This window comes from Halomonas shantousis (genome assembly GCF_054654615.1).
In genome coordinates this window covers 899,805-922,019 of the sequence record NZ_BAAIER010000002.1, presented here as the reverse complement: position 1 = coordinate 922,019, position 22,215 = coordinate 899,805, and the positions used below count along the sequence as shown (strand labels likewise).

Below are 22,215 nucleotides of genomic sequence, written 5' to 3'. Positions count from 1 at the left end.
TTCCGGGATCAAGCACGTCCGGCGCCCTTGAGCTCGGTGAGCAGGGCCATCAATCGCAGCTTCTCCTCCTTGGATAGTCTTTCCCCGCGCTTCTCCTTGGCGAGCAGGGCGTCGAATTCGCTCTGCGGCGTACGCTTCGACTGGCGTTCCTGAAAAAAGGCGACCAACCCGTTAAGCTCGGTCGCCCGGGCCTCACGCGGCATCAACAGCTCGCGTTGCGCCAGCGCGACCAGGCGCTGACCCTGCTCGGTGCCATGAAAGTGGGCCAGTATGACCTGGGTGCTACGGTAACCTCCTGCCCGCACCAGCCGAATCACTTCCCGGCACAACACCCCGTCATGCTCCTCGTCGGGGCACCAGTCCAGCGCGTCCGGCAGATGCGACACCAACGCCGGATCATGAAGCAGCAGGTGCAGCACACGGGCCGTGAAGCTCAGCGCCCCGCCAGTCGCGGAACGACGATGCTCCTGCCCGCCACGCCGCGCGGCGACCGGAGCGGATGACAAGGGCTCGCTCGGTGCCTCTTCGCCCCCTTGCGTAACAGAATTGTAGCCTGCCTGAGCGGATTGTCTTCCCGAAACTGTCATCAATGCCTGAAAGCGTGACTGCTCGATGCCCGTGCGCTCCGACAGTTCCTGCAACAACAGCGACTTCAGAACGCCGTCGGGCAGACGCTCCAGCGCACGCAGCATGGCACTGACGTAGCGTTCGCGCTCCTCGATACGCTTGAGATCCCGGCCTTCGGCCGCCTGGTCGAAAAGAAATTCTGACAGGGGGCTGGCGCATACAATCCGGTTCTCGAACGCCTCGCGACCTTCACGGCGCACCAGCGTATCCGGGTCCTCGCCCTCGGGGAGAAACAGGAAACGCGCCTGACGCCCATCGATCATTAACGGCAGCACCGTCTCCAGTGCACGTCGTGCGGCCTGTCGCCCGGCATTGTCGCCATCGAAGCAGAACACCACTTCACCGACCAGGCGGAACAGACGCTGCAGATGCTCCTCGCTGGTCGAGGTCCCCAGCGTGGCCACCGCATTGCGAATGCCGAACTGCGCCAACGCCACCACATCCATATAGCCTTCGACGATGACCAGGCGCTCGAGCTGGCGATTAGCCTGTCGCGCCTCGAAGAGGCCGTAGAGTTCGCGCCCCTTGTGAAATACCGGCGTTTCCGGAGAGTTCAGGTACTTGGGCTTGGCATCGCCCAGCACCCGTCCCCCGAAGGCGATGACGCGCCCCTTCCAGTCACGGATGGGAAACATGATCCGATCACGGAACCGATCATAGCAGCGCCCCGTGTCTTCCCGATGTACCAGCAGGCCATACTCGATCTGCACTGCCTCGCCGATTCCCTGACTCACCAGATGATGCCTGAGCGCCTCCCAGGCATCCGGTGCGTAACCGATGCCGAAGTCGCGCAGGATGTCTCGAGAAAGTCCGCGCCGCTCGAGATAGTCGCGCGCCGTCTTGGCCTCCGGCAGGGAGAGGCGCTCGCGAAAGAAGCGAGCGGCCAATTCCAGAAGGTTCTCCCCCTCCTCGCGTGCCTTGTCCCGCGCTTGCCGCCGCGCCCGCTCGTGCGGGTCGTCATCGCCCTCCCGAGGAACCTCCATGCCCAGCCTCGAGGCCAGCGCATCCACCGCTTCGGGAAAGCGAAGATTGTCGTACTCCATCAGAAAGCGCAGCGCATTACCGTGCGCCCCGCAGCCGAAACAGTGATAGAACTGCTTGTCCTGGCTCACTGTAAAGGACGGCGACTTCTCCTGATGGAAAGGACACAGGCCGGAATGGTTGCGCCCGGTCTTCTTGAGTTGCACACGCTCGCCCACCACTTCGACGACATCGATGCGGCTGAGCAGATCATCAATGAAGCGCTGGGGAATCTGTCCGGCCATGACATGGACTCTCGAGCGGTGGAAGACGCATCTTGCCGAAACGGCGAGGAAGGAAAAACGATGTAACAGATGACACTGAGAAAGAAAAACAAACGGCCACCGAATGGCGGCCGCTTGGCGTCCCTCTGAGGCAGCAGAGCTACCTCAAGTACGGATCAATACAACCGCTCGAAACGCTTGCGCTCACGCTGCAGCTTCTTGGCGTGGCGCTTGACTGCGGCAGCAGCCTCACGCTTGCGTACCGCCGTGGGCTTTTCATAATGCTCACGACGACGGACTTCGGACAGAACACCTGCTTTTTCGCAGGAACGCTTGAAGCGACGCAGCGCGACGTCGAACGGCTCGTTATCACGTACTTTAACAGAAGGCATTAAGCACTCACCTACCTTGGGAATCATGAGTTCGGTTTGAACGCACGCCCCTTGGCAACGCGTTCGATGGATCGCCCGATCGGGACGTCACCCTCGAACATGAATCCTGAGATTCAGATGCCTAGGCGCACGACCCAGTCTTGCAGAGTCCGGTATTCTAGTCGCCGCAATCCCGCTTTGCAATCAGCGATGCCTTCGCCCTGCCCGCCCCCACCGGAAAGGCGTACAATAGGCAGCTTTGCCAGCCTCGGACCACTGAACATGCGCGTACTGGGAATCGAGACCTCCTGCGACGAGACCGGCGTCGCTCTGTATGACACTGCCCAAGGACTGCTCGCGGACGTCCTGCACAGTCAGATTGCCATGCACGCCGAGTTCGGCGGCGTGGTGCCGGAACTCGCCTCTCGCGATCACACACGCAAGCTGCTGCCGCTGATCGGCGAAGCGCTCGACGCCGCCGGGCTCAAGAACGGCGATGTCGACGCCATTGCCTACACGGCGGGCCCTGGACTGGTCGGCGCACTGATGGTCGGCGCTTCGACGGCGCATGGCCTGGCTCGCGCCTGGGATATCCCGGTGCTCGGTGTCCATCACATGGAGGGCCACTTGCTGGCGCCGATGCTCGAGGAGAATCCCCCCGAATTTCCATTCGTCGCCCTGCTGGTGTCGGGAGGCCATACCCAGCTTGTCGAGGTTCACGGCCTGGGACGTTACCGCCTGTTGGGCGAGTCGGTGGATGACGCGGCGGGAGAAGCCTTCGATAAAGCCGCCAAGATGCTGGCACTCCCCTACCCCGGCGGTCCCCAGGTTGCCCGTCTGGCCGAGCAGGGCGATCCGACCCGCTTTCGCTTCCCACGACCGATGACGGATCGTCCCGGTCTCGATTTCAGCTTCTCGGGGCTCAAGACTCACACCCTGACCACCATCAATGCGCTGCGCGAGGCAGCCCAGCTCGATGAACAGGGGCGTGCTGACATCGCTCGCGCCTTCGAAGAGGCTGTCGTCGATACGCTGGTCATCAAATGTCGAAGGGCACTCGACGACACCGGTCTCAAGCGCCTGGTGGTGGCCGGTGGCGTCAGTGCCAATCAGCGTCTGCGCGAGCGGCTGGAGGGGGAGGTCGCCAAGCGTGGCGCTCGTGCCTACTATCCACGCGGGCGCTTCTGTACCGACAATGGCGCCATGATTGCCTATGTCGGAGCTCAACGACTGCGCGCCGGAGAACATGACGACAGCGCCATGCGTGCCGTACCCCGCTGGCCGCTGGCCGATCTCATGCCGCCAGCCGGCTCCGGCGAAAGCCGGTAAGCCGATTTCGGGCAGGCGTCAGGGCTCGTCGTCAGCCTGGCGCCCCGCCTTTTCCGAGTCCGCACCACGGCGGGACAGCGCCAGCCCGACGCCACTTCCGGGATGGCGCAGGTTCCATGCATGGCGGACCAGGACCAGCGCCGAGAACAGGCTGACGATGGGGGTCGCTTCCCGGGCCAGCACGTAACTGGCCAGGGGCGCCATGGCGGCACTGGCCAGCGACGCCATGGCAGCGGTGCGTCCGCGCCAGGCCAGCAGCGCCCAGCAGGCGGCACATAGCAGAGCCACGGTCGGGACCAGCACCAGCAGCACTCCAAAGGCGCTGGCCACGGCCTTGCCGCCACGGAAATGGTGCCAGGGCGGATAGCTGTGTCCGAGCAACACGGCCAGGCCGATCAGCCCCTGCGCCCACAAGGGCAACCCCTCCCACTTTGCCAGCCACAACACCGGCATCGCCTTGAATGCATCCACCGCCAGCGTCACGGCTGCCGGCGCCGCGCCATGCACCCGCAGCACGTTGGAAAATCCCGGGTTGCAGGAGCCGGCAAAGCGCGGGTCGCGCAGCTTCCAGATGCGGCAGACCCAGACGGCTCCCAGCAGGGAGCCGCTCAGATAGCCTGCGCTCATCAGCAAGCAGGTCGACATGAACGGAGACAATAGGGTCATGGGCGTTTCCATCGGCATGACTTGCGATTCTGCCATCATCCTGACGTACAATTGAAGGTTCGACCTTCCGACCGGGCCTCGAGATGGTGGCTCCGCTCCGGGGGGATGGACCCATCGCAAGAGAAGCCACCGTGGATCGAGTACTGATCGAAGCCCTGGCTGTGGAAACCGTGATCGGCGTTTACGACTGGGAGCGCACTCTCAGACAGCGCCTGTCACTGGATCTGGAACTGGCCACCGACATTCGTCCTGCAGCGGCGACGGATGATCTGCACAAGACCTTGAATTATGCGGCCATCGGCGAACGTATCGAGCGCTTTGCCGACGAGCACGCCTTCCTGCTGGTCGAGACCTTCGCCGAGCGTCTTGCCGCCCTGCTGCAGGAGGAGTTCGCCGTCACCTGGCTGCGTCTGACGGTGCGCAAGCCCGGTGCCGTAGCCAACGCTGCTGCCGTCGGCGTGCGTATCGAGCGGGGCACGCGCACATGAATGCGTGTTCGGCCTCCGCCACCTGCAAGCGGCAAGTGGTGGTGGGCATCGGCAGCAACACCCGGCGTGACCATCACATAAGAATATGCCTGGATGCCTTGCAGGCCCGCTTTACCGACCTGAAGGTATCGCGGGTCTTCGAGAGCGAACCGCTGGGATACCAGGCGGGAGGCAACTTCTACAACCTGGTTGCCGTCTTTTCCAGTACCGCCACGGTGAGAGAACTGCGTGACTGGAGCAAGTGTCTGGAGCAGCGCCACGGCAGGGACCCGAACGCACCTCGTTTCCGCCCGCAGCGCCTGGATATCGACCTGCTGACGATCGGCGACCTGACCGGCACTATCGAGGGCGTCACGCTGCCTCGCGAAGAGATCATCCGTAACGCCTACGTGCTGTGGCCTCTGGCCGAGTTGCTGCCCGAGGATCGGCACCCCAGCCTGGGCGAGCGCTATGCAGACCTCTGGGCCGGCTTCGATCGGGACAGTCAGCGGTTATGGCCGGTGGACTTCGTCTGGCGAGGGGAAAGGATTTCCCATGCCGACGGTGCCGGCCAGACAGCAGAATAAGGCACCGGAGAGGCACGCCATCAGGGCACATTCAATGCGGCCAGCATGGCCTCATGGCGACGACGCGCCAGCTCCCGACCCAGTTCCGCCCCCTTGTAGCCCTCCGCCACCAGCACCTTGGGCACTACCTGCGACGCCAACCGCCACGCCAGCATGACGTCGCGCGCCAGGCCCGGATCATCATAGTTCAGCAACTCCACCAGGGGCACGACGCGCTCACTGCGCCGCCAGGCATCGACACGGTTGAACCACTCCATCGCGGTGCTGGCATCCAGCTCTGCCCCCGACACCGCCAGACGCAGCTGCCGCGTTCGCGCCAGCAGGCGTGCCTGCTCACGGTAGGCGTTGGGAATGCGCAGAGCGTCGTGCAGTGCCTCGAGTTCGGCTTCGGGCAGATGCTCGCATAACCGCGCCCAGCGCCATGGCCGGGGCTCCACGTCCTCCGGTATCTGTATCATGCGCGTCAAGGCGGTTTCGAGTGCGTCGGCGTCGTCCGCCAGCATGGGCATCAATACGCGCAGGGCGTCACATTCCGCAAGGGTACGAAAATAGGCGTCGGGATGCGGTTCGCCCAGGGCCTTCTCGGTTTCCTGCCAGACCCTCTCGGCCACGAGATGGCCGATTTCCCCGGAGTGCGCCAAATGGCGCATCAGCCTTCGCGTCTCATCGGCAATGGTGAACCCCAACCCCTGGTAGCGCGCCAGGAAACGCGCCGTACGCAGCACTCGCAGCGGATCCTCGACAAAGGCCGGCGAGACATGGCGCAGGATACGGGCCTCGAGATCGACCAGCCCCTTGAAGGGGTCGACCAGCTCGCCCTCGGGCGTTTCGGCCATGGCATTGATGGTCAGGTCGCGCCGTGCGAGGTCCTCTTCCAGCGACACGTCGGGACTGGCATGCACCACGAAGCCGGTATACCCATGCCCCTGCTTGCGCTCGGTGCGTGCCAGGGCGTATTCCTCATGAGTGCGAGGATGCAGGAACACCGGAAAGTCCCGGCCGACTGCCTTGAAGCCACGCGAGAGCATCTCCTCGGGCGTTGCGCCGACGACGACCCAGTCCTGATCATAGACGGGCCAGCCCAGGCGGGTATCGCGTACGGCCCCTCCCACCCGGTAGACGTCCAGGCCATCGATGACGGGATCGCGGTGACGAGTCATGGCGGGTTCATGACGTGACACGCGCCGGATGACGCGATGCCCAGTCGGTGAAGCCACCATCGAGGCTGTACACCTTCTGGAATCCCTGGCCGGAAAGCCAGGCGGCAGCCTGCTGACTGGAATGCCCGTGATAACAGACCACCACCAGCGGCGTATCGCGAGGCACCTCGTCCATCAGCGCGCCGACCGTGGTGTTGTCGAGATGGCGACTGCCGGGAATATGGCCCTGAGCGAAGCTCAGCGGGTCGCGAATGTCCACCAGCGTGAGCGTGTGCGCCGCGTTCAGCCATTCCAGCAACGTGAGTGGCGCCAAGTGCTCGAAAGCGGTTTCCTGTGACATGAAAAGGCTCCTGTTGGAAAATGCTGCCTGTCCCGGGCAGGATCAGCCGCGTTCGGTCTGGCGGCTCGGCTCGCTGATGCGTTCCCCGGTAGCCAGGTTCAGTGCCGTCAGCGGACCGCCCCATACGCAACCGGTATCCAGCGCCTCGGCCCGCACCGCAGCGTCAGGTGCACGCCCTTCCAGCGCCGCCCAGTGCCCGAAAACAATGCGCGGATCGTCTTCACGAGGATAGGTGAACCAGGGCGCGAAGCCCTCGGGTGCGCTGTCCAGTCCCTCCTTGGCACTGAAATCCAGCGTGCCATCGGCGGCGATGAAGCGCATCCGCGTCAGCACGTTGACGATGAAGCGCCAGCGGTCGACGCCTTCGAGATCATCGGACCAGCGTGCGGGGCGATTGCCGTACATCACGGCCAGGAAATCGACCAGACGCTCTCCATGCAGGATGGCCTCGGCCTCAGCCGCCAACTCGCAGGTCCGCGCCAGCGACCATTGCGGGAGTAGACCGGCATGCACCATCACGGCATCCTGCTCCGCATCGGTCACCAGCAACGGCTGCATGCGCAGCCAGTCGAGCAACTCGACGCGATCCGGCGCGTTCAGGATCGGTTCCAGCGTGTCCGAGCGCTTGGGCTTGGCCATGCCATGCGCGACGGCCAGCAGATGCAGGTCGTGATTGCCCAGCACCACACTTGCCGAATCGCCCAGGCGCTTCACACCACGCAGGCATTCGAGCGACCCCGGTCCGCGATTGACCAGGTCCCCGGCCAGCCACAGCCGGTCGTGCCGGGGATTGAAGGCCAGGCGCGTCAGCAGCGCCTCGAACTCCTCGAAGCAACCTTGCAGGTCACCGATGGCATAGGTCGTCATGACTCTCCCGTCGTATGGATGATGTGGAGCGGCGCGGTCGGATCAATGGATCTGGTTGAGCCCCGCCAGCCGGAACGGCGAAATGATGACGTCGAAGGGCCGTTGCGCCAGCGTATCGATGCAAGTGTAGATACCCTCCATGACCCCTACCGGACATTCGAGTACCGCACGGCTGGTATAGCGAAAGCTCTGTCCCGGGCCGATCAGCGGCTGCTTGCCCACGACTCCCTTGCCGCGTACCTCCTGGACCTTGCCGCTGCCCTGGGTGATTTTCCAGTAGCGCGCCAGTAGCTGGACCGAATGCGCCGAATGGTTGTGCACGGTAATGGTGTAGCTGAATACGAAGCGCTGCTCGCCGGGTGAGGATTCCTCGACACGATAGGTCGGCACCGCCAGGACTTCGACACTTTTCGACAGCTCGCTCATTTCACTCATCTCGCTTCTCCTGCCAAGTGATTGGCGATGCGGACCATTTCCTCCACCGTCAGCGTCTGCGGCCGGCGGCCGGGATCGATACCGAGCTGCTCCAGCGCGTCGGCTTCGATGCGCCCCTTGAGATTGTTGCGCAGGGTCTTGCGCCGCTGACCGAAGGCCTCGCGCACGAGGGTGGCGAACAGCGCCTCGTCGTGTGCCGGATACGGCAACTCGGCATGCGGGATCAGGCGCACGATGGCCGATTCCACCTTGGGCCGCGGCGTGAACGCTTCCGGCGGCACGATGAACAGCGACTCCACCCGACAAGCGTATTGGGCCATGATCGACAGGCGCCCCCAGTCGGCTCCGCCCGGCTCCGCCGCGAGACGCTCCACCACTTCCTTCTGCAGCATGAAGTGCATGTCATGAATGGCGCCACGCGTCTCGAGCAGATGAAAGATCAGCGGTGTCGAGATGTTGTAGGGCAGGTTGCCCACCACCCGCAGCGGCTGGCCTTCGCCTTCGGCAGCCAGGGCGGCGAAATCGAACTTGAGCGCATCGCCTTCATGGATCACGAAGCCGGGATAGTTGAAGAACTGGACGCGCAATCCGGGAATCAGATCGCGGTCGAGTTCGACCACCTCCAACTGGCCGGCGGAGTCCAGAAGCGGCTCGGTGAGCGCCCCCTGCCCCGGGCCGATCTCGACCAGGCGCTCTCCGGGACGCGGACGAATGGCACGCACGATACGCGAAATGATTCCGGCATCGCGCAGGAAATTCTGCCCGAAGCGTTTGCGGGCCCGATGGGCCGGGGGACGGCTTGACATGCAGTTAGGGTATCCTTGCAGATTCAACTCAGACGCCGGCAACGCCACTTGCCATGCTGGCTGCGGTGTCGAGAGCGACCCGCAGGCTGCCGGCATCGGCCTGCCCGGTACCGGCGAGATCCAGTGCCGTGCCATGGTCGACCGAGGTACGAATGATCGGCAGCCCCAAGGTAATGTTGGCTGCCTGCCCGAACCCGGCATATTTCAGCACCGGCAGGCCCTGATCGTGGTACATGGCGAGCACGGCATCGATATTCGCGAGGTGACGGGGCGTGAACAGCGTATCCGCGGGCAGCGGCCCGACCAGATCGAGTCCCGCCGCACGCAGGCGCTCCAGCGTGGGAATGATGACGTCGAGCTCCTCGCGCCCGAGATGCCCGCCCTCGCCGGCGTGGGGATTGAGTCCACACACGGCGATACGTGGCCGGGCCACGCCGAAGTGCGTACGCAGATCGTGGGCGAGTATGCGCACCACACGCTCCAGTCCCGCCGCATCCAGGGCATCCGCCACTTCCCGCAATGGCAAATGCGTGGTCGCCAGAGCGACCCGCAGCGTCTGCGGGGCAAAGGTGGCAAGCATCATCACCACCTCGTCAACCCCGCAGGCATCTCGCAGGTACTCGGTGTGCCCGGTGAAAGCGGGATGCCCCCCCTCGATGATCACGCCCTTGTGCAACGGCGCGGTCACCATGGCTCCGGCCCGACCTTCACGGCAGGCGGCAATCGCCACATCGAGCGTTTCGAGAACATAGTCGGCATTGGCCGATGCCAGCACGCCTGGCGTCGCCGGCACCCGGCAGTCGACTGGCCATACCGGCAGTCGTCCGTCGCGCGGCGCCGGTACCGCCTCGTCAGACGCCAGCACGGCGATCTCGACTCGCAATCCCAGTTGCCCGGCGCGTTCACGCAGCATCTCGGGATCGCCGACCGCGACGACCGGCGACTCGAGATGTCGCCAGTCGCAGGCCAGCATCAACGCCAAGTCAGGACCGATCCCGGCGGGTTCGCCGGTGGTCAGGGCCAGGACGGGAGGCACCATTACGACTGGCCTTCCAAGCGGTTATCGACGTACGCCCCGGCGCGGATTTCCTGAATCCAGGCATCGAGCTCGTCATTCACCTTGCGCTGGAACAGGGTCTGGCGCACCTGCTCGCGCTGAGCCTCTTGAGTCACGTCCTGCTGACGGCGTTCGAGCACCTCGATCAGGTGGTAACCGAAGCGTGAGTGCACCGGCTGTGAGACTTCCCCCACGTCCAGCTCGTTCATCGCCTCCTCGAAGGCCGGCACGGTCTGGCCGGGACGCACCCAGCCCAGTTCGCCGCCGTTCAGGGCACTGCCCTTGTCGTCGCTGTACTGCTGGGCCAACGCCGCGAAATCCTCGCCCGACTGGATACGCTGGCGAAGCTCCTCGGCCAGCGCCAAGGCCTGGTCTTCGTCACGGTTGGGCGTGGTCTCGATCAGTATGTGGCGGGCCCGCGCCTCGTTGATCATCGCCTGCTGCTGCTCCTGGCTGCCACCGCGCCGCTCCATCAGCTTGACGAGATGAAAGCCGCTGGAGCTGCGAATCGGCTCGCTGACGTCACCCACGGAGAGCTGAGGCACCACGTCGGCAAAGATGCTCGGCAGCTCCTGCGCCGGCCGCCAGCCCAGATCGCCTCCTTCCAGGGCCTGGCCGCCATCCGATTCGGCAACGGCCAGTTGCTGGAAGTCAGCCCCCTGCTGCAGCTGCTGATACAGGTGACGCGCTTTTTCCTGTGCCTCGCGCACCTGCTCAGGGCTGGGGGATTGAGGCACCGACACCAGAATGTGCGCCAGATGATAGGACACGTCCTGATTCTCATCCTGCCGGTTGAGATAGCGATCGACTTCACGGTCGGAGACCGAGACCCGGCTGGCCACACGGCGCTGCTGAAGCTCACGCAGCAGCATCTCGCGACGTACCTGCTCACGCACGATGGACAATGACAACCCTTCCTGCTCGAGCGTGTCGGCAAACTGCTCCAGCGTCATGCCGTTCTCTTCGGCGATGCCGCGCAGGGTGCGGTTGAGCTGGGTGTCGTCGACGGACAGGTTGGCCTGCTTGGCCATTTGCAACTGGATCTGCTCGACGATCATGCGATCCAGCACCTGCTTGCGCAGCACGTCGTCCGAGGGCACCGGAATGTTGCGGGCCTTGAGCTGACTGCGCGTCTGGATGACACGGTTCTCGAGCTCACTGGCCATGATGGCGTCCTTGTTGACGACCGCCACGATACGGTCGAGAGGCACCGCCTGGGCCAGTACTGCCAGTGGCGACACCAGTATCGCCACTGCCAGGCCTAGGGATGCGAACAATCTACGGCGCATGGATACCTCACTTGCTTTCAGAAACGGGTGGCCTGATAGCCGGGAATGGCTTGTTCGAAATAGCTGTCGGCTTCCTGACCGACTCCGCCGAGCCCCTTGAAGACGAAGCGCAGGAAGAGGCCACGATCGGAGTAGTCGTCCTCGATGGTGTTGGAGGTGTCGTTATCATCGACCCATTCGCGCCACACCACTTGTACTCCATAACAGCAATCGTTGAACTGCACGCCGGCAAGCTGCTCCAGCGCGCGGTCATTGGTGTTGTCATAGAGATAGCGTCCGATCAGATCCCAGCGGCTGGTGGCCCGATAGGCGAAGGATACGTCGAAATCCTCGCGATCGTAGGCCAACTGATCTTCCGGTTCGCCAGAAGGATCGAACCCTTGGAGTTGCCAGCGGTAGCCAAGGTTCAATACATGCCCCCGCGGATGGCGATACTGCAGATAGGCCGAGGTCTTCTCGGTAAGCTCGCGCTCGGGATCATAGAACCATTCATAGCGGCTGCTCCAGCGGTCGGTGATCAGCCAGTCGAGCTGGGTGACCACGGGCGAGCGGTCCCGGGTCGCATTATACCAGCGCTCATACTGCGTCTCGCGATCCGGCAGGGTCTGCGGGTCGCCGTAGATATCGATGTTGCGATCCGAGAAGTAGGCGCTCTGTCCCACCGACAGGGCCAGACGCTGTCGTCCCGACGCGTTTTCCAGAAAACGTGTCGTAGCTCCGTAGGAGAGCTTGTTGACGTCGCCGATGCGATCCGAGCCGACAAAACGATATGGCGACCACAGGCGATCCCAGGAAAAGGGACGCTCGTCGGTATCGAAATCGGGAAACTCGCTCTGGTCACGCTCCGGCACATAGGCATAGTACAGACGCGGTTCGAGCGTCTGACGGTAGCCACTGTCGAACAGCGACGCGTCGCGCTCGAAGACCAGTCCCGAATCCACCGAATAGACCGGCACGGTACGCGAAAGGCTCTCGTCGCGCGCCGTGTCCCGGTTGCCGTAGTCGAGTTCGTACTCGGTCTGCCACAGCTGGAAGCGTGGTTCCAGAAAGCCCCAGCTCGGCTGGGCACGCCAGCCCAGCGCCGGGGTCAGGTGCAGGCGTGAACCGGTTGCGGCTTCGCGAATCGGAATGCTTGGATTCGCCTCATTCACGTCGCGCCAGAAGTAGGTGGCATTGGAGTTCCACTCCTGATACAGACCGTTGTCCTGCTGCCAGCGGGCATTGGCGGTCAGACTGGGCAGGCGATAGAACGGCTTGTCGTTGTCATGGAGCGGATAGTCGAGGTTCTGATATCCCTGCGCCCGGGCATCGAGAAACCACTTCGTGCCGCGGTAGGTCAGGCGGCCAAGGCGTGACAGATAGTCGGTTTCGGTCTCGGCGAAGTTACGACCGAAGTCATCGAAATAACGGCCGTCGCTGGCGGCGCCATACAGCATCTCGTAGTCGAGACGCGGCGTGAAATAGCCGCGATGGCGATAGTCGAAGTACCAGCGGCTTTCGCCTTCGAAAGCGTCGTCGGGATCGTTGGGATTGTCGCTTTCTCCACCACGATCCGAGCCGAGATAGGCCCCTTCGATGATGCCTTCGTCGCTGCCGAACAGATAACGGAACTCACCGCCCAGCATGAAGCCGTGGTTGGTGATCCAGCGTGGCGTCAGGGTCGCGTCATAATTGGGCGCCAGGTTCAGATAATAGGGCTGGGCATAATCGAATCCGTCCCCGGAGATGGCCATGGTGGGCCAGAGAAACCCCGACTGACGGCGGTCATCGAGAGGAAAGCGTACCCAGGGCCAGTAGAACACCGGGACTCCGCCCGCCTCGAGACGGGCATGCCGGGCCGTGCCGTAACCCTGTTCACGATCGAGCAGCACATCATTGCCTACCAGGCGCCACAAGCGGCTACCCGGCTCACAGGTCGTGAAACTGGCCTCGGTGAGCCGGTAACGGCCGTCTGCGAGGCGCGCGAGCTGAACGGCATCGCCACGTACACGTTGGTCGTGTATCACGTAATGCGCCCCGTTCACCGCGGCGGCATCGCTGTTCAGCGACACGGCCGCCCCGTCGCCCCGAACCAGCAGCCCCGGGTATCGCGCCGTCAGCGGCCCATCGGCGAATACCTGGTCGCGGGCGGCATTGACCCGCACCTTTGGCGCCTCGAGCTGATAGTCGTCACGACGCAGGACGACCTCTCCGCTCAGGATGGTTTCGCCATTCTCGCCGTACACGGCACTGGCCGAGTCGGTCAATATCTGTTCCGGCGAGCGGCCGGCAGCGAGCTGGTAGGCGGGTTCAACATAGCGTCCGCTGCAAAGTGAACCCACCGGCGGACTGTCACCCCAAGGCTGCCAGTCGAGCTGCTCGGCCGGAAGCGGCGCCGGCGGCGCTGCCTGGACAGCGGTGGTAATCAGGCCGGTAAGGGCAGTCCAGAAAAAGCGCTGGCCCATGATCCTCTGTGTCCTTGCCGAGTGGAATCGGTATTATACAGACCCCGCGGCGCGCGTCTTTATCGTGATCGCAAGCGTCAGGGCCACGTAGCGTCATTGCGACAGCGCCCGACGGGTCATCGTCAGCATGCGGCGACGAGCCGACCCCGTCAACACGCCTCATTCACCGGGAGCCTTCATGCCACACCGCCTGGACACGCTGCACCAATGGGTCGCCCATCGCCATGCCCTGCGCGAGGATCGCGTTCGCCTGGAGCTGGCCGCCGGTGACGCCAGCTTTCGCCGCTACTTTCGTCTCTCCCTGCCGAATGGCGAGACCCGTATCGTCATGGACGCGCCACCCGACAAGGAGGACAGCCATCCCTTCGTGGCGATCGCCCAAGCCTGGCACGCCAAGGAGCTGCCGGTACCGCAGCTACATGCCGTGGATCTCGAGGCGGGCTTTATCGAGCTTCAGGATCTGGGCGACGATGCCATGCATCGGCACATGGACAGCGAGGATACGGCCATCGCCTGGACCGAGCGCGCCCTGAAACTGCTCGAAGCACTCCAGCAGCGCGCGCCGGACGAATCCCTGCCCGTCTACGATCGGGCCCTGCTGGCCCGCGAGCTCGACCTGTTTCCCGAGTGGTGCCTGACTCGCCTGCTGGCAATGGAGACACCGCCGCAGTGGCCCGAGGTTCGCGAACGCCTGATCACGGCCGCCCTGGCGCAGCCCACGGTGGCGGTACATCGCGACTTCGATGCCATGAATCTGATGATCCACGACCAACGCCTGTGGCTGATCGACTTTCAGGATGCCGTACGTGGTCCGTTGACTTACGACCTCGCCTCGCTGCTGTGCGGGCGTTACCGCCAATGGCCTCGATCGCGCCTTGCCGAGTGGGCGGAGGAGTTTCGCGTTCATGCCACCGCCAGCGGCCGCCTCGATGAGATGGCACCGGACGCCTTCCTGCGCATGAACGAGGAGATGGGGGCGCAACGCTCCTTGAAGGTTCTCGGCATCTTCTGTCGCCTGGCCTTGCGTGATGACAAGCCGCGCTATCTGGCCTGGATGCCACGTTTTCTCGCTCACCTTCGCGAGGGGCTTGCCCCCTGGCCGGAGTATGCCGGCTTCGTCGCCTGGCTGGACGAGACCTTCGCTCCGCGGTTGCACCGGGAGCTCGGGACCCGGGGCATCGCCGAGGAGGCGCCATGAAGGCGATGATACTGGCCGCCGGCCTCGGCACCCGAATGCGCCCGCTCACCGATCACTGCCCCAAGCCGCTGCTCGCGGCAGGTGGCAAGCCGCTGATCGTGCATCATCTGGAGCGTCTGGCGGCCGCCGGAATCCATGAGGTGGTCGTCAACGTCAGCTACCGTGCCGAGCAGATCATCGAGGCCCTGGGCGACGGCAGCCGCTACGGCGTCTCGATCAGCTGGAGTCGCGAAACCACGCCGCTGGAAACCGCCGGCGGACTTCGCCAGGCCTTGCCACTGCTGGGAGACGCGCCCTTTCTGCTGATCAACGGTGACGTCTGGTGCAACCTCGACCTTCGCCGCCTGCCCCCCCTGGGGGCCGATCTGGCGCATCTGGTGCTGGTCGCCAATCCCGATCATCATCCCGAGGGCGACTTCCATCTCTCCGCCGATGCCCGGGTCGATTACCACGACCAGCCCCGATTGACCTATGCCGGCATCGGCCTGATCGCTCCGGCACTGGTACAGGACCTTCCCGCAGGCGAGCCCGCCAAACTGGCGCCATGCCTCTATTGGGCCATGGACGCGGATCGTGTCGGCGGTACCCATCATGCGGGACACTGGGTGGATGTGGGAACGCCTCAGCGTCTGAAGGCGCTGGATGCCTGGCTGTTGCATGGCTAAGCAAGCGGCCGAGTCACGCATCTCCCCGCCAGCAGTGCTATGCTGCGCGCCTTGAAAACCCGTTCAGTGATGGCGAGGGTACGTACTCGATACGCACCGGTTCCAAGCCAACCAAGAGGAAAGATGATTCGATGAAAGCCAGCGTCAAGTGGACCGACGGGCGTCAGTTCGTCGCCGAATCCGGCAGTGGCCATAGCGTGGTTCTCGACGGCAACCCCGAGCATGGTGGCCGCAACACCGGCCCGCGGCCGATGGAAATGATGCTGATGGGGCTCGGCGGCTGCACCTCCTTCGATGTGATCCAGATTCTCGAGAAGGCCCGCGCACCGGTTACCGACTGCGTGGCCACTCTCGAGGCAGAGCGCTTCGACGGTACGCCCAGCGTCTTCACCCGGATCCATGTGCACTTCACCGTCACCGGGCGCGGCCTCAAGGAGGCGCAGGTGAAGCGCGCCGTGGAACTTTCGGCCGAGAAGTACTGCAGCGCTTCGATCATGCTCGCTCAGGGCGGTGTCGAGATGTCGCACTCCTATGAAATCGTCGACGCCTGAGCGCTGTCTGCCGGACTACACCCGGTAGACGCTCTGGGTCATCAGCTTGGACATCAGGCGCATGCCGAGCTTGACGGGTAACGGAAAGACCTGCCCGCCCGCCTCGATCGCCATATGCTCATGGTGAGCCTCGTCCTCGCGCATCTGCTCGAGGACGGCACGTGAGCGTCTGTCGGCGGCCGGTAGCTTGCGCAGGTGGGCATCGAGATGTTTGCCGACCTGCTCCTCCGTGGCTGCCACGAAGCCCAGGCTGACCCGATCGCTTACCGCTCCGGCCAGCGCCCCCATGCCGAAGGACGCTGCGTAGAACAGTGGATTGAGATAACTGGTACGGTCATTGAGTTCCTGCAGGCGTGAGTCGCACCAGGCCAGATGATCGATCTCCTCTTGGGCGGCCTGTTCCATCTGCACACGCGTGTCGGCCAGCTTAGCCGTCATGCCCTGTCCTTGATACAGCGCCTGGGCACAGACTTCCCCGGTGTGGTTGATGCGCATCAGCCCGGCTGAATGGCGCCGTTCCTCTTCATTCATCTCGGCGTCCTGCTCGTCGAGTGCTGGCGATGGACGCGAGGCCTGGGCGGCATGCGGCATCAAGGTGCGTAGCACGGTGTCGAACTGATGAATCAGATGATCGGTTCGGGACAGCTTGCGTAACATGACCAACCCCTTGAATAAACTGTTTCCATGAACACTCTGGCGCGCGACTGACGGCGCGGCTTCAGACGGGCAGCGCCGGGCACAGGAGAGCCGCCCCGCGGGGCGGCTCCGTCAGCATCGATGCGTCACACGCCCGGTAGACGAGAAGCCATCTTCGACGACATATCCCGATGCCGGTCAACCGGCCGGCCACGTGAAGCGGCGACCGCCCATCAGATGCATGTGGATATGATAGACCGTCTGGCCCCCGTCTTCATTGCAATTCATGACCACGCGATAGCCGTCCTCGGCGAAGCCCAATTGATTGGCCAGCTTGGCCGCCGTGAACTGCAGCCGTCCGACCAGCGCCAGATCCTCCTCCTCGATATCGTTCAGCGTGGGGATCTCTTTCTTGGGAATGATCAGGATATGGGTCGGCGCCTGCGGGTTGATGTCGTTGAAGGCCAGCACGTGCTCGTCCTCGTAAACGATATCCGCAGGAATCTCGCGATTGATGATCTTGGTGAAAAGCGTCTCCATGGGACTCCTCTATGCATCACAGCCTGGTGGAACGTATCACTGCCATGTGCAGCAACGTCAGCGAAAACGCCGCTGCCCGAGCAATTGCTTGACGACCGGCGCCAGAATCAGATCCATGGCCAGCGACATGCGGGCCCCCGGCACCACCAGCATGTTGGGTCGGCTCATGAAGGCATCATGGATCATCGCCAGCAAATAGGGAAAGTCCACCGACTCCGGATCGCGGAAGCGGATGACGACGAAGGACTCGGCATCGCTCGGAATATCCTGGACCTCGAAGGGGTTGGACGTATCCACCGTCGGCACGCGCTGGAAGTTGATGTGCGTGCGCGAGAACTGCGGCTGGATATAGCGCACGTAGTCATGCATGCGCCCCAGGATGGTATCGATGACCGCCTCCTGAGAATAGCCACGCAGCTTGGTGTCGCGATCGATCTTCTGGATCCATTCAAGATTCATGGTCGGCGCTACGCCGATCAGCATATCCACGTGCCGGGCAATATCGTGTTCGTGGGTGACCAGACCACCGTGCAGGCCCTCGTAGAGCAAAAGATCGGTACCACAGGGCAGCGGCTGCCAGTCGGTAAAGGTCCCGACCCGGCAGCCGGCCTCGATCATCCGCTTGTCCTCGGCGTGAATGTAGTGCCGATAGGTCCCGGTACCGTATTCGCCATACTCCTGCAACAGCGCTTCGAGCCGGTCGAGCAGATTGGCCTCCACGGCAAAGTGGGAGAGTTCGGCCTTGCGCTCCGGCTCCTCGAGAAAGATGCGGACCAATTCATCCTTGGTGTAGCGATGGAAGGCATCGCCATCGACGAAGGCGGCATGCACGTCCTCGCGGGTGAACATGCGCTCGAAGGTTCGGCGAACCGTCGTGGTGCCCGCCCCCGAGGAGCCGGTGACCGCAACGATGGGATACTCCCGTGACATCAGCACGCTCTCCGAACTTGGATAATGCCGCCGCGGCTCATTCGAGACATCCAGGACCGGAATGCCGCAAATGGCCGACATGCAGCGCACCGCTGTCGCCCACCGCAAGGCGGCGCAGCGAAATGAAAAATAACGAGACCATTCGCCCCCCCGGCACATGCCCCCTCAATCATTCACGCTTCCCGGCGGCATCGACCACCCTGGCAATGGAAATCGGCGTGCCATCGACTTCAGGAATTCCGCTCCCGGGCAATGGCACGGTGGGCGATGTCATGACGAAAGAGCGCATCTTGCCAATGGATGGCTGCAACGCCTTCGTAGGCACGATCGCGGGCACTGGCCACACGTTCCCCCAGCGCCGTCACACATAACACGCGTCCGCCGCTGGTGACGACCCGACCATCGTCTCGGCTCGTCGTGCCGGCATGAAAGACCTTGCAGCCCAGCGCCTCGGCCCCCTCGAGCCCGGTGATCTCGTCGCCCTTGCGATAGGTTTCGGGATAACCGCCGGCGGCCATGACCACACCGACCGCCGCACGCCGGTCCCACTGGCATTCGGCTTCGTCGAGACGACCCTCGACGCCGGCCAGGCAGAGCTGCACGAGATCGGACTTCAGACGCAGCATGATCGGCTGGGTTTCCGGATCGCCGAAGCGACAGTTGTATTCGATCACCTTGGGTGTCCCCTGAGCGTCGATCATCAGCCCCGCGTAGAGGAAGCCGGTGTAGGGACAGCCCTCGATCGCCATGCCACGTACGGTAGGCAGGATCACCTCATCCATGATCCGCCGATATACCGCGTCGGTGACCACCGGCGCCGGAGAGTAGGCGCCCATGCCGCCGGTGTTGGGGCCGCTGTCGCCATCGCCGACCCGCTTGTGGTCCTGACTGGTCGCCATCGGCAAGACATGTTCGCCATCGACCATGACGATGAAGCTCGCCTCCTCGCCGTCGAGAAACTCCTCGATGACCACGCGCGCACCGGCATCGCCGAAGGCATTGCCCGATAGCATGTCGCGGATGGCGGCTTCGGCTTCGGCTTCGCTCATGGCCACGATCACGCCCTTGCCGGCAGCCAGGCCGTCGGCCTTGATCACGATGGGCGCCCCCTGTTCGCGCAGATAGGCCAGGGCGGGCTCCACTTCGGTAAAGGTGGCGTAGGCGGCAGTGGGGATGGCGTGTCGCGCCAGAAAGTCTTTGGTGAAGGCCTTGGAGCCTTCCAACTGCGCCGCCGCCTGGGTCGGGCCGAAGACGGGCATCCCCGCAGCGCGAAAGCGATCGACGATGCCCTCGACCAGCGGCGCTTCCGGTCCCACGATGGTCAGACCGATGGCATTGTCGCGGGCGAATGCCTCGAGGCCGGCAAGGTCCTGGGCATCGATCGCCACGTTGTTCAGCTTGGGCTCACGAGCGGTTCCGGCATTCCCGGGCGCCACGTAGACGGTTTCCACACGTGGTGATTGCGCCGCTTTCCAGGCGAGTGCATGCTCGCGGCCGCCGCCGCCGATGATCAGAACCTTCATCTGGGTGAACCTTGCTCAAGAGGTGAAAGATCGGTGAGCGGGCATTATGGCAGAAACCGCCCGCTTTCTCTCGTCGGCACCGACACGACAGCCTCCGTCGCCGACCCCGTGACGTCTCTGCTAGAATGCCGGCGCACTCGCCTGGAAAGCCCATGAACCTGATCCTGCTGTCACCCGACGACCTCCTCGACACCCATCATGCCCGCATTCACGACCCCCGGCGGCTGCGCCATCTGCGTGACGTTCATCGTGCAGCCCCCGGAGACGAGCTGACGCTGGGCCTTGTCGGCGGTGCCATGGGACGAGGCCGCCTGCTGTCGCTGGAAGCGTCCCATGCCGAGTTTGAAGTGACGCTCGATCAACCGCCGCCGCCGCCGCTGCCGGTTCATCTGCTGCTGGCCCTGCCCCGGCCACGCATGCTGGCGCGCACCCTGGAGCACGTCACTGCGCTGGGCGTCAAGCAACTGACGCTGCTGCACACCCGGCGGGTCGAGAAAAGCTACTGGCAGTCGCCCGAGCTGCGTCCGGAAAAGATGCGTGAACATCTGGTACTCGGCCTCGAGCAGGCCCGCGACACTGTCCTGCCCGAGATTCATGTCGAAACGCGCTTCAAGCCGTTCATGGAGGATCGCCTCCCCTCCCTGCTTGAAGGGCGACGCGGACTCCTGGCCCACCCGGGCATGGCAGGGCAGTGCCCACGTGGCCTGCAGGAACCGGCCGTGCTGGCCGTTGGCCCCGAGGGAGGGTTCATCGCCTACGAAGTCGAGGCATTTCTGGCGCAAGGCTTCGAGGGCGTTCATCTGGGTAGCCGTATCCTGCGCGTCGAGACGGCGGTCACGGCACTCCTGGCGCGGCTGTTTTAACCTCTGCCCCCTCACGCAATTTGCTCCGGTCAAGCGAGATTATCCGCAAAAATTAACGCGATTTAAACGATCAGTTACCTTATTCTTCATAGTGACTGTCAATTAGACACTATAATTACAATTCATTTTCTTCACCGCCTTCCGCTCACTACTGTTCAACCCAACGAAACAATAATAATGACGCGCGCCGTCATCCCGTGAACCGAGCCGTTTCCAAGAAGAGCCCACCATGCCGCTTCTCTCCAAGTCCCGTCGCAATGCTGCCATCATCGATGCCATGCAGCGTTCCATGGCCATTATCGAGTTCCAGCCTGACGGCATTATCATCTCAGCCAATGAGAACTTCCTGGAAGCGACCGGTTACGACGCCGCTGAAGTTATCGGTCAACACCACCGCATGTTCTGCGAAGCCGATCATGCGCATAGTGCCGAGTACCGGAATTTCTGGGCCCGGCTGCAGCGCGGCGAATTCGTCTCCGGGCGTTTCAAGCGGCTCAACAAGCGGGGTGAACCCCTCTGGCTGGAAGCTTCCTACAATCCGATCATGGGGCGCCGTGGGCAGGTGAGACGAGTGGTCAAGACGGCCGCAGATATTACCGAAAAGGTCCGCCAGGAGCAGGACATGCGCAGTCGCCTCGATGCCATAGACCGCTCCATGGCCGTGATCGAGTTCTCACCCAGCGGCGAAATAGTGACTGCCAACCAGAACTTCCTGGATACGGTGAACTACACGCTGCAGGAGTTGCAGGGCGCCCATCACAGCCAGCTCTGCGAACGCGCCTATGTGCAGAGTCGCGAATACGAGCAGTTTTGGGAGCGCCTCAACCAGGGCGAATACATAGCCGGTCAGTTCAAGCGCCTGGACAGCCGCGGCCGAGAGCTATGGCTGGAGGCCACCTACAATCCCGTCTTCGACCCCGACGGCAAGTTGTTCAAGGTGGTGAAGTTCGCCACCGACGTCACCGCTCGCGTCGAACGTCATCGTGCCGAGTCGGCTAGTGCCCAGATGGCCTACCGCATCTCCTCGGAGACCGAGGTGACGGCGAACGACGGTAGCCGCATCCTCAATCACGCCATCGACGAGATTCGGCATATTGCCGATACGGTGACCCGTACCTCGCAGTTGATCGATGAACTCGACCAGCGCTCGAACGCCATCAATTCGGTGATCGAGAACATCCAAACCATCGCGGAGCAGACCAACCTGTTGGCGCTCAATGCCGCTATCGAGGCTGCACGCGCAGGGGAACATGGGCGCGGTTTCGCCGTCGTCTCCCACGAGGTACGTCAGCTCTCGATACGCACGACCCAGGCAACCCGGGATATCGTTTCCACCATCAGCAACCTGCGCGAACTCACCCGCCAGGCCAGCGCCGACATGCGCGACTGCCTAGGCAGCGTCGACAGCGGCGTGAAGCTGGCAGGCGATGCCGGCGAGATCGTCGCGAAGATCCGCACCGGCGCCAACGACGTGGTTTCGGCGATCGAGCAGTTCGCCTCGACACTCGAGAACGCCTCGGAACAGCCAAAACCGTCGCGGCAAGGCAAGGCGCCCTTACGCTCCGGGCCGGCACTCATGCTGACCGCGTCGTCCTGACCCAAAGGATATGTCCGGCGGCC

The 22,215-nt window shown here is 63.5% G+C and carries 23 protein-coding genes; 8 read left to right on the top strand and 15 right to left on the bottom strand.

Annotated elements, in window-relative coordinates; translation table 11 throughout:
* Positions 1–8: 8 nt before the first annotated feature.
* Together dnaG and rpsU are read right to left on the bottom strand one after the other, a co-directional pair.
* Entirely contained in the window at positions 9–1,892 is a 1,884-nt protein-coding gene (gene dnaG / locus ACYQ12_RS05005) for a DNA primase (protein ID WP_459868598.1), read from the bottom strand.
* Positions 1,893–2,047: 155 nt separating this feature from the next.
* Entirely contained in the window at positions 2,048–2,263 is a 216-nt protein-coding gene (rpsU, locus tag ACYQ12_RS05000; RefSeq protein WP_459636661.1) for a 30S ribosomal protein S21, read from the bottom strand.
* A gap of 261 nt (positions 2,264–2,524) precedes the next feature.
* Between rpsU and tsaD the strand changes: the two genes are divergently transcribed.
* Positions 2,525–3,571 (top strand): tRNA (adenosine(37)-N6)-threonylcarbamoyltransferase complex transferase subunit TsaD, encoded by a 1,047-nt coding sequence (gene tsaD / locus ACYQ12_RS04995; protein WP_459868595.1) that lies wholly within the window; start codon positions 2,525–2,527, stop codon positions 3,569–3,571.
* 18 nt (positions 3,572–3,589) lie between these two features.
* On the opposite strand, the gene ACYQ12_RS04990 is transcribed toward tsaD, so the two are convergent.
* A complete protein-coding gene (locus ACYQ12_RS04990) occupies positions 3,590–4,237 on the bottom strand; it encodes a glycerol-3-phosphate acyltransferase (RefSeq protein ID WP_459868592.1) in 648 nt (215 codons plus the stop codon).
* Positions 4,238–4,368: 131 nt separating this feature from the next.
* On the opposite strand from ACYQ12_RS04990, the gene folB reads away from it, so the two are divergent.
* Both folB and folK read left to right on the top strand, forming a co-directional pair.
* Complete coding sequence (folB, locus tag ACYQ12_RS04985) at positions 4,369–4,725, top strand: dihydroneopterin aldolase (protein ID WP_459868589.1); 357 nt, start codon at positions 4,369–4,371, stop codon at positions 4,723–4,725.
* Positions 4,722–5,291 carry a 2-amino-4-hydroxy-6-hydroxymethyldihydropteridine diphosphokinase gene (gene folK, locus ACYQ12_RS04980; protein WP_459868586.1) on the top strand — a complete coding sequence of 190 codons (570 nt, stop codon included), beginning with the start codon at positions 4,722–4,724 and terminating at the stop codon, positions 5,289–5,291. Before folB ends, folK begins: the two co-directional genes overlap by 4 nt.
* 20 nt (positions 5,292–5,311) lie before the next feature.
* Here folK and ACYQ12_RS04975 read toward each other — a convergent pair whose 3' ends face one another.
* From ACYQ12_RS04975 to ACYQ12_RS04940, 8 genes are read right to left on the bottom strand one after another with little or no spacing between them, the layout of a single operon-like run.
* Entirely contained in the window at positions 5,312–6,451 is a 1,140-nt protein-coding gene (locus ACYQ12_RS04975) for a tRNA nucleotidyltransferase/poly(A) polymerase-related protein (RefSeq protein ID WP_459868583.1), read from the bottom strand.
* A 7-nt stretch (positions 6,452–6,458) separates the two neighbouring features.
* A complete protein-coding gene (gene glpE, locus ACYQ12_RS04970) occupies positions 6,459–6,791 on the bottom strand; it encodes a thiosulfate sulfurtransferase GlpE (protein ID WP_459868580.1) in 333 nt (110 codons plus the stop codon).
* 42 nt (positions 6,792–6,833) lie between these two features.
* Complete coding sequence (locus ACYQ12_RS04965) at positions 6,834–7,658, bottom strand: symmetrical bis(5'-nucleosyl)-tetraphosphatase (protein ID WP_459868577.1); 825 nt, start codon at positions 7,656–7,658, stop codon at positions 6,834–6,836.
* A gap of 42 nt (positions 7,659–7,700) precedes the next feature.
* Complete coding sequence (apaG, locus tag ACYQ12_RS04960; protein WP_459874467.1) at positions 7,701–8,084, bottom strand: Co2+/Mg2+ efflux protein ApaG; 384 nt, start codon at positions 8,082–8,084, stop codon at positions 7,701–7,703.
* Between the two features lie 5 nt (positions 8,085–8,089).
* Positions 8,090–8,899 (bottom strand): 16S rRNA (adenine(1518)-N(6)/adenine(1519)-N(6))-dimethyltransferase RsmA, encoded by an 810-nt coding sequence (gene rsmA, locus ACYQ12_RS04955; protein ID WP_459868574.1) that lies wholly within the window; start codon positions 8,897–8,899, stop codon positions 8,090–8,092.
* A 28-nt stretch (positions 8,900–8,927) separates the two neighbouring features.
* Positions 8,928–9,938: a 4-hydroxythreonine-4-phosphate dehydrogenase PdxA gene (gene pdxA / locus ACYQ12_RS04950; RefSeq protein ID WP_459868571.1), complete on the bottom strand. Its 1,011-nt coding sequence runs from the start codon at positions 9,936–9,938 to the stop codon at positions 8,928–8,930.
* Positions 9,938–11,245 (bottom strand): peptidylprolyl isomerase, encoded by a 1,308-nt coding sequence (locus ACYQ12_RS04945; RefSeq protein WP_459868568.1) that lies wholly within the window; start codon positions 11,243–11,245, stop codon positions 9,938–9,940. Before ACYQ12_RS04945 ends, pdxA begins: the two co-directional genes overlap by 1 nt.
* A gap of 17 nt (positions 11,246–11,262) precedes the next feature.
* The gene (locus ACYQ12_RS04940; protein ID WP_459868565.1) at positions 11,263–13,689 is read right to left on the bottom strand and encodes an LPS-assembly protein LptD; all 2,427 of its coding nucleotides are present in this window, start codon (positions 13,687–13,689) and stop codon (positions 11,263–11,265) included.
* Between the two features lie 178 nt (positions 13,690–13,867).
* On the opposite strand from ACYQ12_RS04940, the gene ACYQ12_RS04935 reads away from it, so the two are divergent.
* From ACYQ12_RS04935 to ACYQ12_RS04925, 3 genes are all read left to right on the top strand, one after another.
* Positions 13,868–14,887 carry an aminoglycoside phosphotransferase family protein gene (locus ACYQ12_RS04935; protein WP_459868562.1) on the top strand — a complete coding sequence of 340 codons (1,020 nt, stop codon included), beginning with the start codon at positions 13,868–13,870 and terminating at the stop codon, positions 14,885–14,887.
* Positions 14,884–15,552: an N-acetylmuramate alpha-1-phosphate uridylyltransferase MurU gene (gene murU, locus ACYQ12_RS04930; RefSeq protein ID WP_459868559.1), complete on the top strand. Its 669-nt coding sequence runs from the start codon at positions 14,884–14,886 to the stop codon at positions 15,550–15,552. The genes ACYQ12_RS04935 and murU overlap by 4 nt, the downstream gene beginning before the upstream one ends.
* Before the next feature lie 131 nt (positions 15,553–15,683).
* On the top strand, positions 15,684–16,103 hold the full coding sequence (locus ACYQ12_RS04925) for an OsmC family protein (protein ID WP_459868556.1): 420 nt from the start codon (positions 15,684–15,686) through the stop codon (positions 16,101–16,103).
* Between the two features lie 15 nt (positions 16,104–16,118).
* Here the strand turns inward: ACYQ12_RS04925 and coq7 are convergent, their stop codons facing one another.
* The 4 genes from coq7 to purD all read right to left on the bottom strand — a co-directional run bounded on the left by coq7 (position 16,119) and on the right by purD (position 19,732).
* Entirely contained in the window at positions 16,119–16,760 is a 642-nt protein-coding gene (gene coq7 / locus ACYQ12_RS04920) for a 2-polyprenyl-3-methyl-6-methoxy-1,4-benzoquinone monooxygenase (protein ID WP_459868553.1), read from the bottom strand.
* A 177-nt stretch (positions 16,761–16,937) separates the two neighbouring features.
* Complete coding sequence (locus ACYQ12_RS04915) at positions 16,938–17,279, bottom strand: histidine triad nucleotide-binding protein (protein ID WP_459868550.1); 342 nt, start codon at positions 17,277–17,279, stop codon at positions 16,938–16,940.
* Between the two features lie 57 nt (positions 17,280–17,336).
* Complete coding sequence (locus ACYQ12_RS04910; RefSeq protein ID WP_459868547.1) at positions 17,337–18,209, bottom strand: phosphoribulokinase; 873 nt, start codon at positions 18,207–18,209, stop codon at positions 17,337–17,339.
* Positions 18,210–18,439: 230 nt separating this feature from the next.
* Positions 18,440–19,732 carry a phosphoribosylamine--glycine ligase gene (gene purD, locus ACYQ12_RS04905; RefSeq protein ID WP_459868544.1) on the bottom strand — a complete coding sequence of 431 codons (1,293 nt, stop codon included), beginning with the start codon at positions 19,730–19,732 and terminating at the stop codon, positions 18,440–18,442.
* A gap of 152 nt (positions 19,733–19,884) precedes the next feature.
* On the opposite strand from purD, the gene ACYQ12_RS04900 reads away from it, so the two are divergent.
* Complete coding sequence (locus tag ACYQ12_RS04900) at positions 19,885–20,595, top strand: 16S rRNA (uracil(1498)-N(3))-methyltransferase (protein ID WP_459868541.1); 711 nt, start codon at positions 19,885–19,887, stop codon at positions 20,593–20,595.
* Positions 20,596–20,824: 229 nt separating this feature from the next.
* Positions 20,825–22,192 (top strand): methyl-accepting chemotaxis protein, encoded by a 1,368-nt coding sequence (locus ACYQ12_RS04895; protein WP_459868538.1) that lies wholly within the window; start codon positions 20,825–20,827, stop codon positions 22,190–22,192.
* Positions 22,193–22,215 lie beyond the last annotated feature (23 nt).

Bases quoted from the DNA above. Each gene is read 5' to 3' on its own strand.
- glpE (WP_459868580.1), bottom strand. From the start codon at position 6,791: ATGTCACAGGAAACCGCTTTCGAGCACTTGGCGCCACTCACGTTGCTG.
- ACYQ12_RS04910 (WP_459868547.1), bottom strand. From the start codon at position 18,209: ATGTCACGGGAGTATCCCATCGTTGCGGTCACCGGCTCCTCGGGGGCG.
- ACYQ12_RS04975 (WP_459868583.1), bottom strand. From the start codon at position 6,451: ATGACTCGTCACCGCGATCCCGTCATCGATGGCCTGGACGTCTACCGG.
- folK (WP_459868586.1), top strand. From the start codon at position 4,722: ATGAATGCGTGTTCGGCCTCCGCCACCTGCAAGCGGCAAGTGGTGGTG.
- ACYQ12_RS04915 (WP_459868550.1), bottom strand. From the start codon at position 17,279: ATGGAGACGCTTTTCACCAAGATCATCAATCGCGAGATTCCTGCGGAT.
- ACYQ12_RS04935 (WP_459868562.1), top strand. From the start codon at position 13,868: ATGCCACACCGCCTGGACACGCTGCACCAATGGGTCGCCCATCGCCAT.
- pdxA (WP_459868571.1), bottom strand. From the start codon at position 9,938: ATGGTGCCTCCCGTCCTGGCCCTGACCACCGGCGAACCCGCCGGGATC.
- tsaD (WP_459868595.1), top strand. From the start codon at position 2,525: ATGCGCGTACTGGGAATCGAGACCTCCTGCGACGAGACCGGCGTCGCT.
- coq7 (WP_459868553.1), bottom strand. From the start codon at position 16,760: ATGTTACGCAAGCTGTCCCGAACCGATCATCTGATTCATCAGTTCGAC.
- ACYQ12_RS04895 (WP_459868538.1), top strand. From the start codon at position 20,825: ATGCCGCTTCTCTCCAAGTCCCGTCGCAATGCTGCCATCATCGATGCC.
- purD (WP_459868544.1), bottom strand. From the start codon at position 19,732: ATGAAGGTTCTGATCATCGGCGGCGGCGGCCGCGAGCATGCACTCGCC.
- dnaG (WP_459868598.1), bottom strand. From the start codon at position 1,892: ATGGCCGGACAGATTCCCCAGCGCTTCATTGATGATCTGCTCAGCCGC.
- murU (WP_459868559.1), top strand. From the start codon at position 14,884: ATGAAGGCGATGATACTGGCCGCCGGCCTCGGCACCCGAATGCGCCCG.
- ACYQ12_RS04945 (WP_459868568.1), bottom strand. From the start codon at position 11,245: ATGCGCCGTAGATTGTTCGCATCCCTAGGCCTGGCAGTGGCGATACTG.
- rpsU (WP_459636661.1), bottom strand. From the start codon at position 2,263: ATGCCTTCTGTTAAAGTACGTGATAACGAGCCGTTCGACGTCGCGCTG.
- apaG (WP_459874467.1), bottom strand. From the start codon at position 8,084: ATGAGCGAGCTGTCGAAAAGTGTCGAAGTCCTGGCGGTGCCGACCTAT.
- ACYQ12_RS04900 (WP_459868541.1), top strand. From the start codon at position 19,885: ATGAACCTGATCCTGCTGTCACCCGACGACCTCCTCGACACCCATCAT.
- rsmA (WP_459868574.1), bottom strand. From the start codon at position 8,899: ATGTCAAGCCGTCCCCCGGCCCATCGGGCCCGCAAACGCTTCGGGCAG.
- ACYQ12_RS04940 (WP_459868565.1), bottom strand. From the start codon at position 13,689: ATGGGCCAGCGCTTTTTCTGGACTGCCCTTACCGGCCTGATTACCACC.
- ACYQ12_RS04965 (WP_459868577.1), bottom strand. From the start codon at position 7,658: ATGACGACCTATGCCATCGGTGACCTGCAAGGTTGCTTCGAGGAGTTC.
- ACYQ12_RS04925 (WP_459868556.1), top strand. From the start codon at position 15,684: ATGAAAGCCAGCGTCAAGTGGACCGACGGGCGTCAGTTCGTCGCCGAA.
- ACYQ12_RS04990 (WP_459868592.1), bottom strand. From the start codon at position 4,237: ATGACCCTATTGTCTCCGTTCATGTCGACCTGCTTGCTGATGAGCGCA.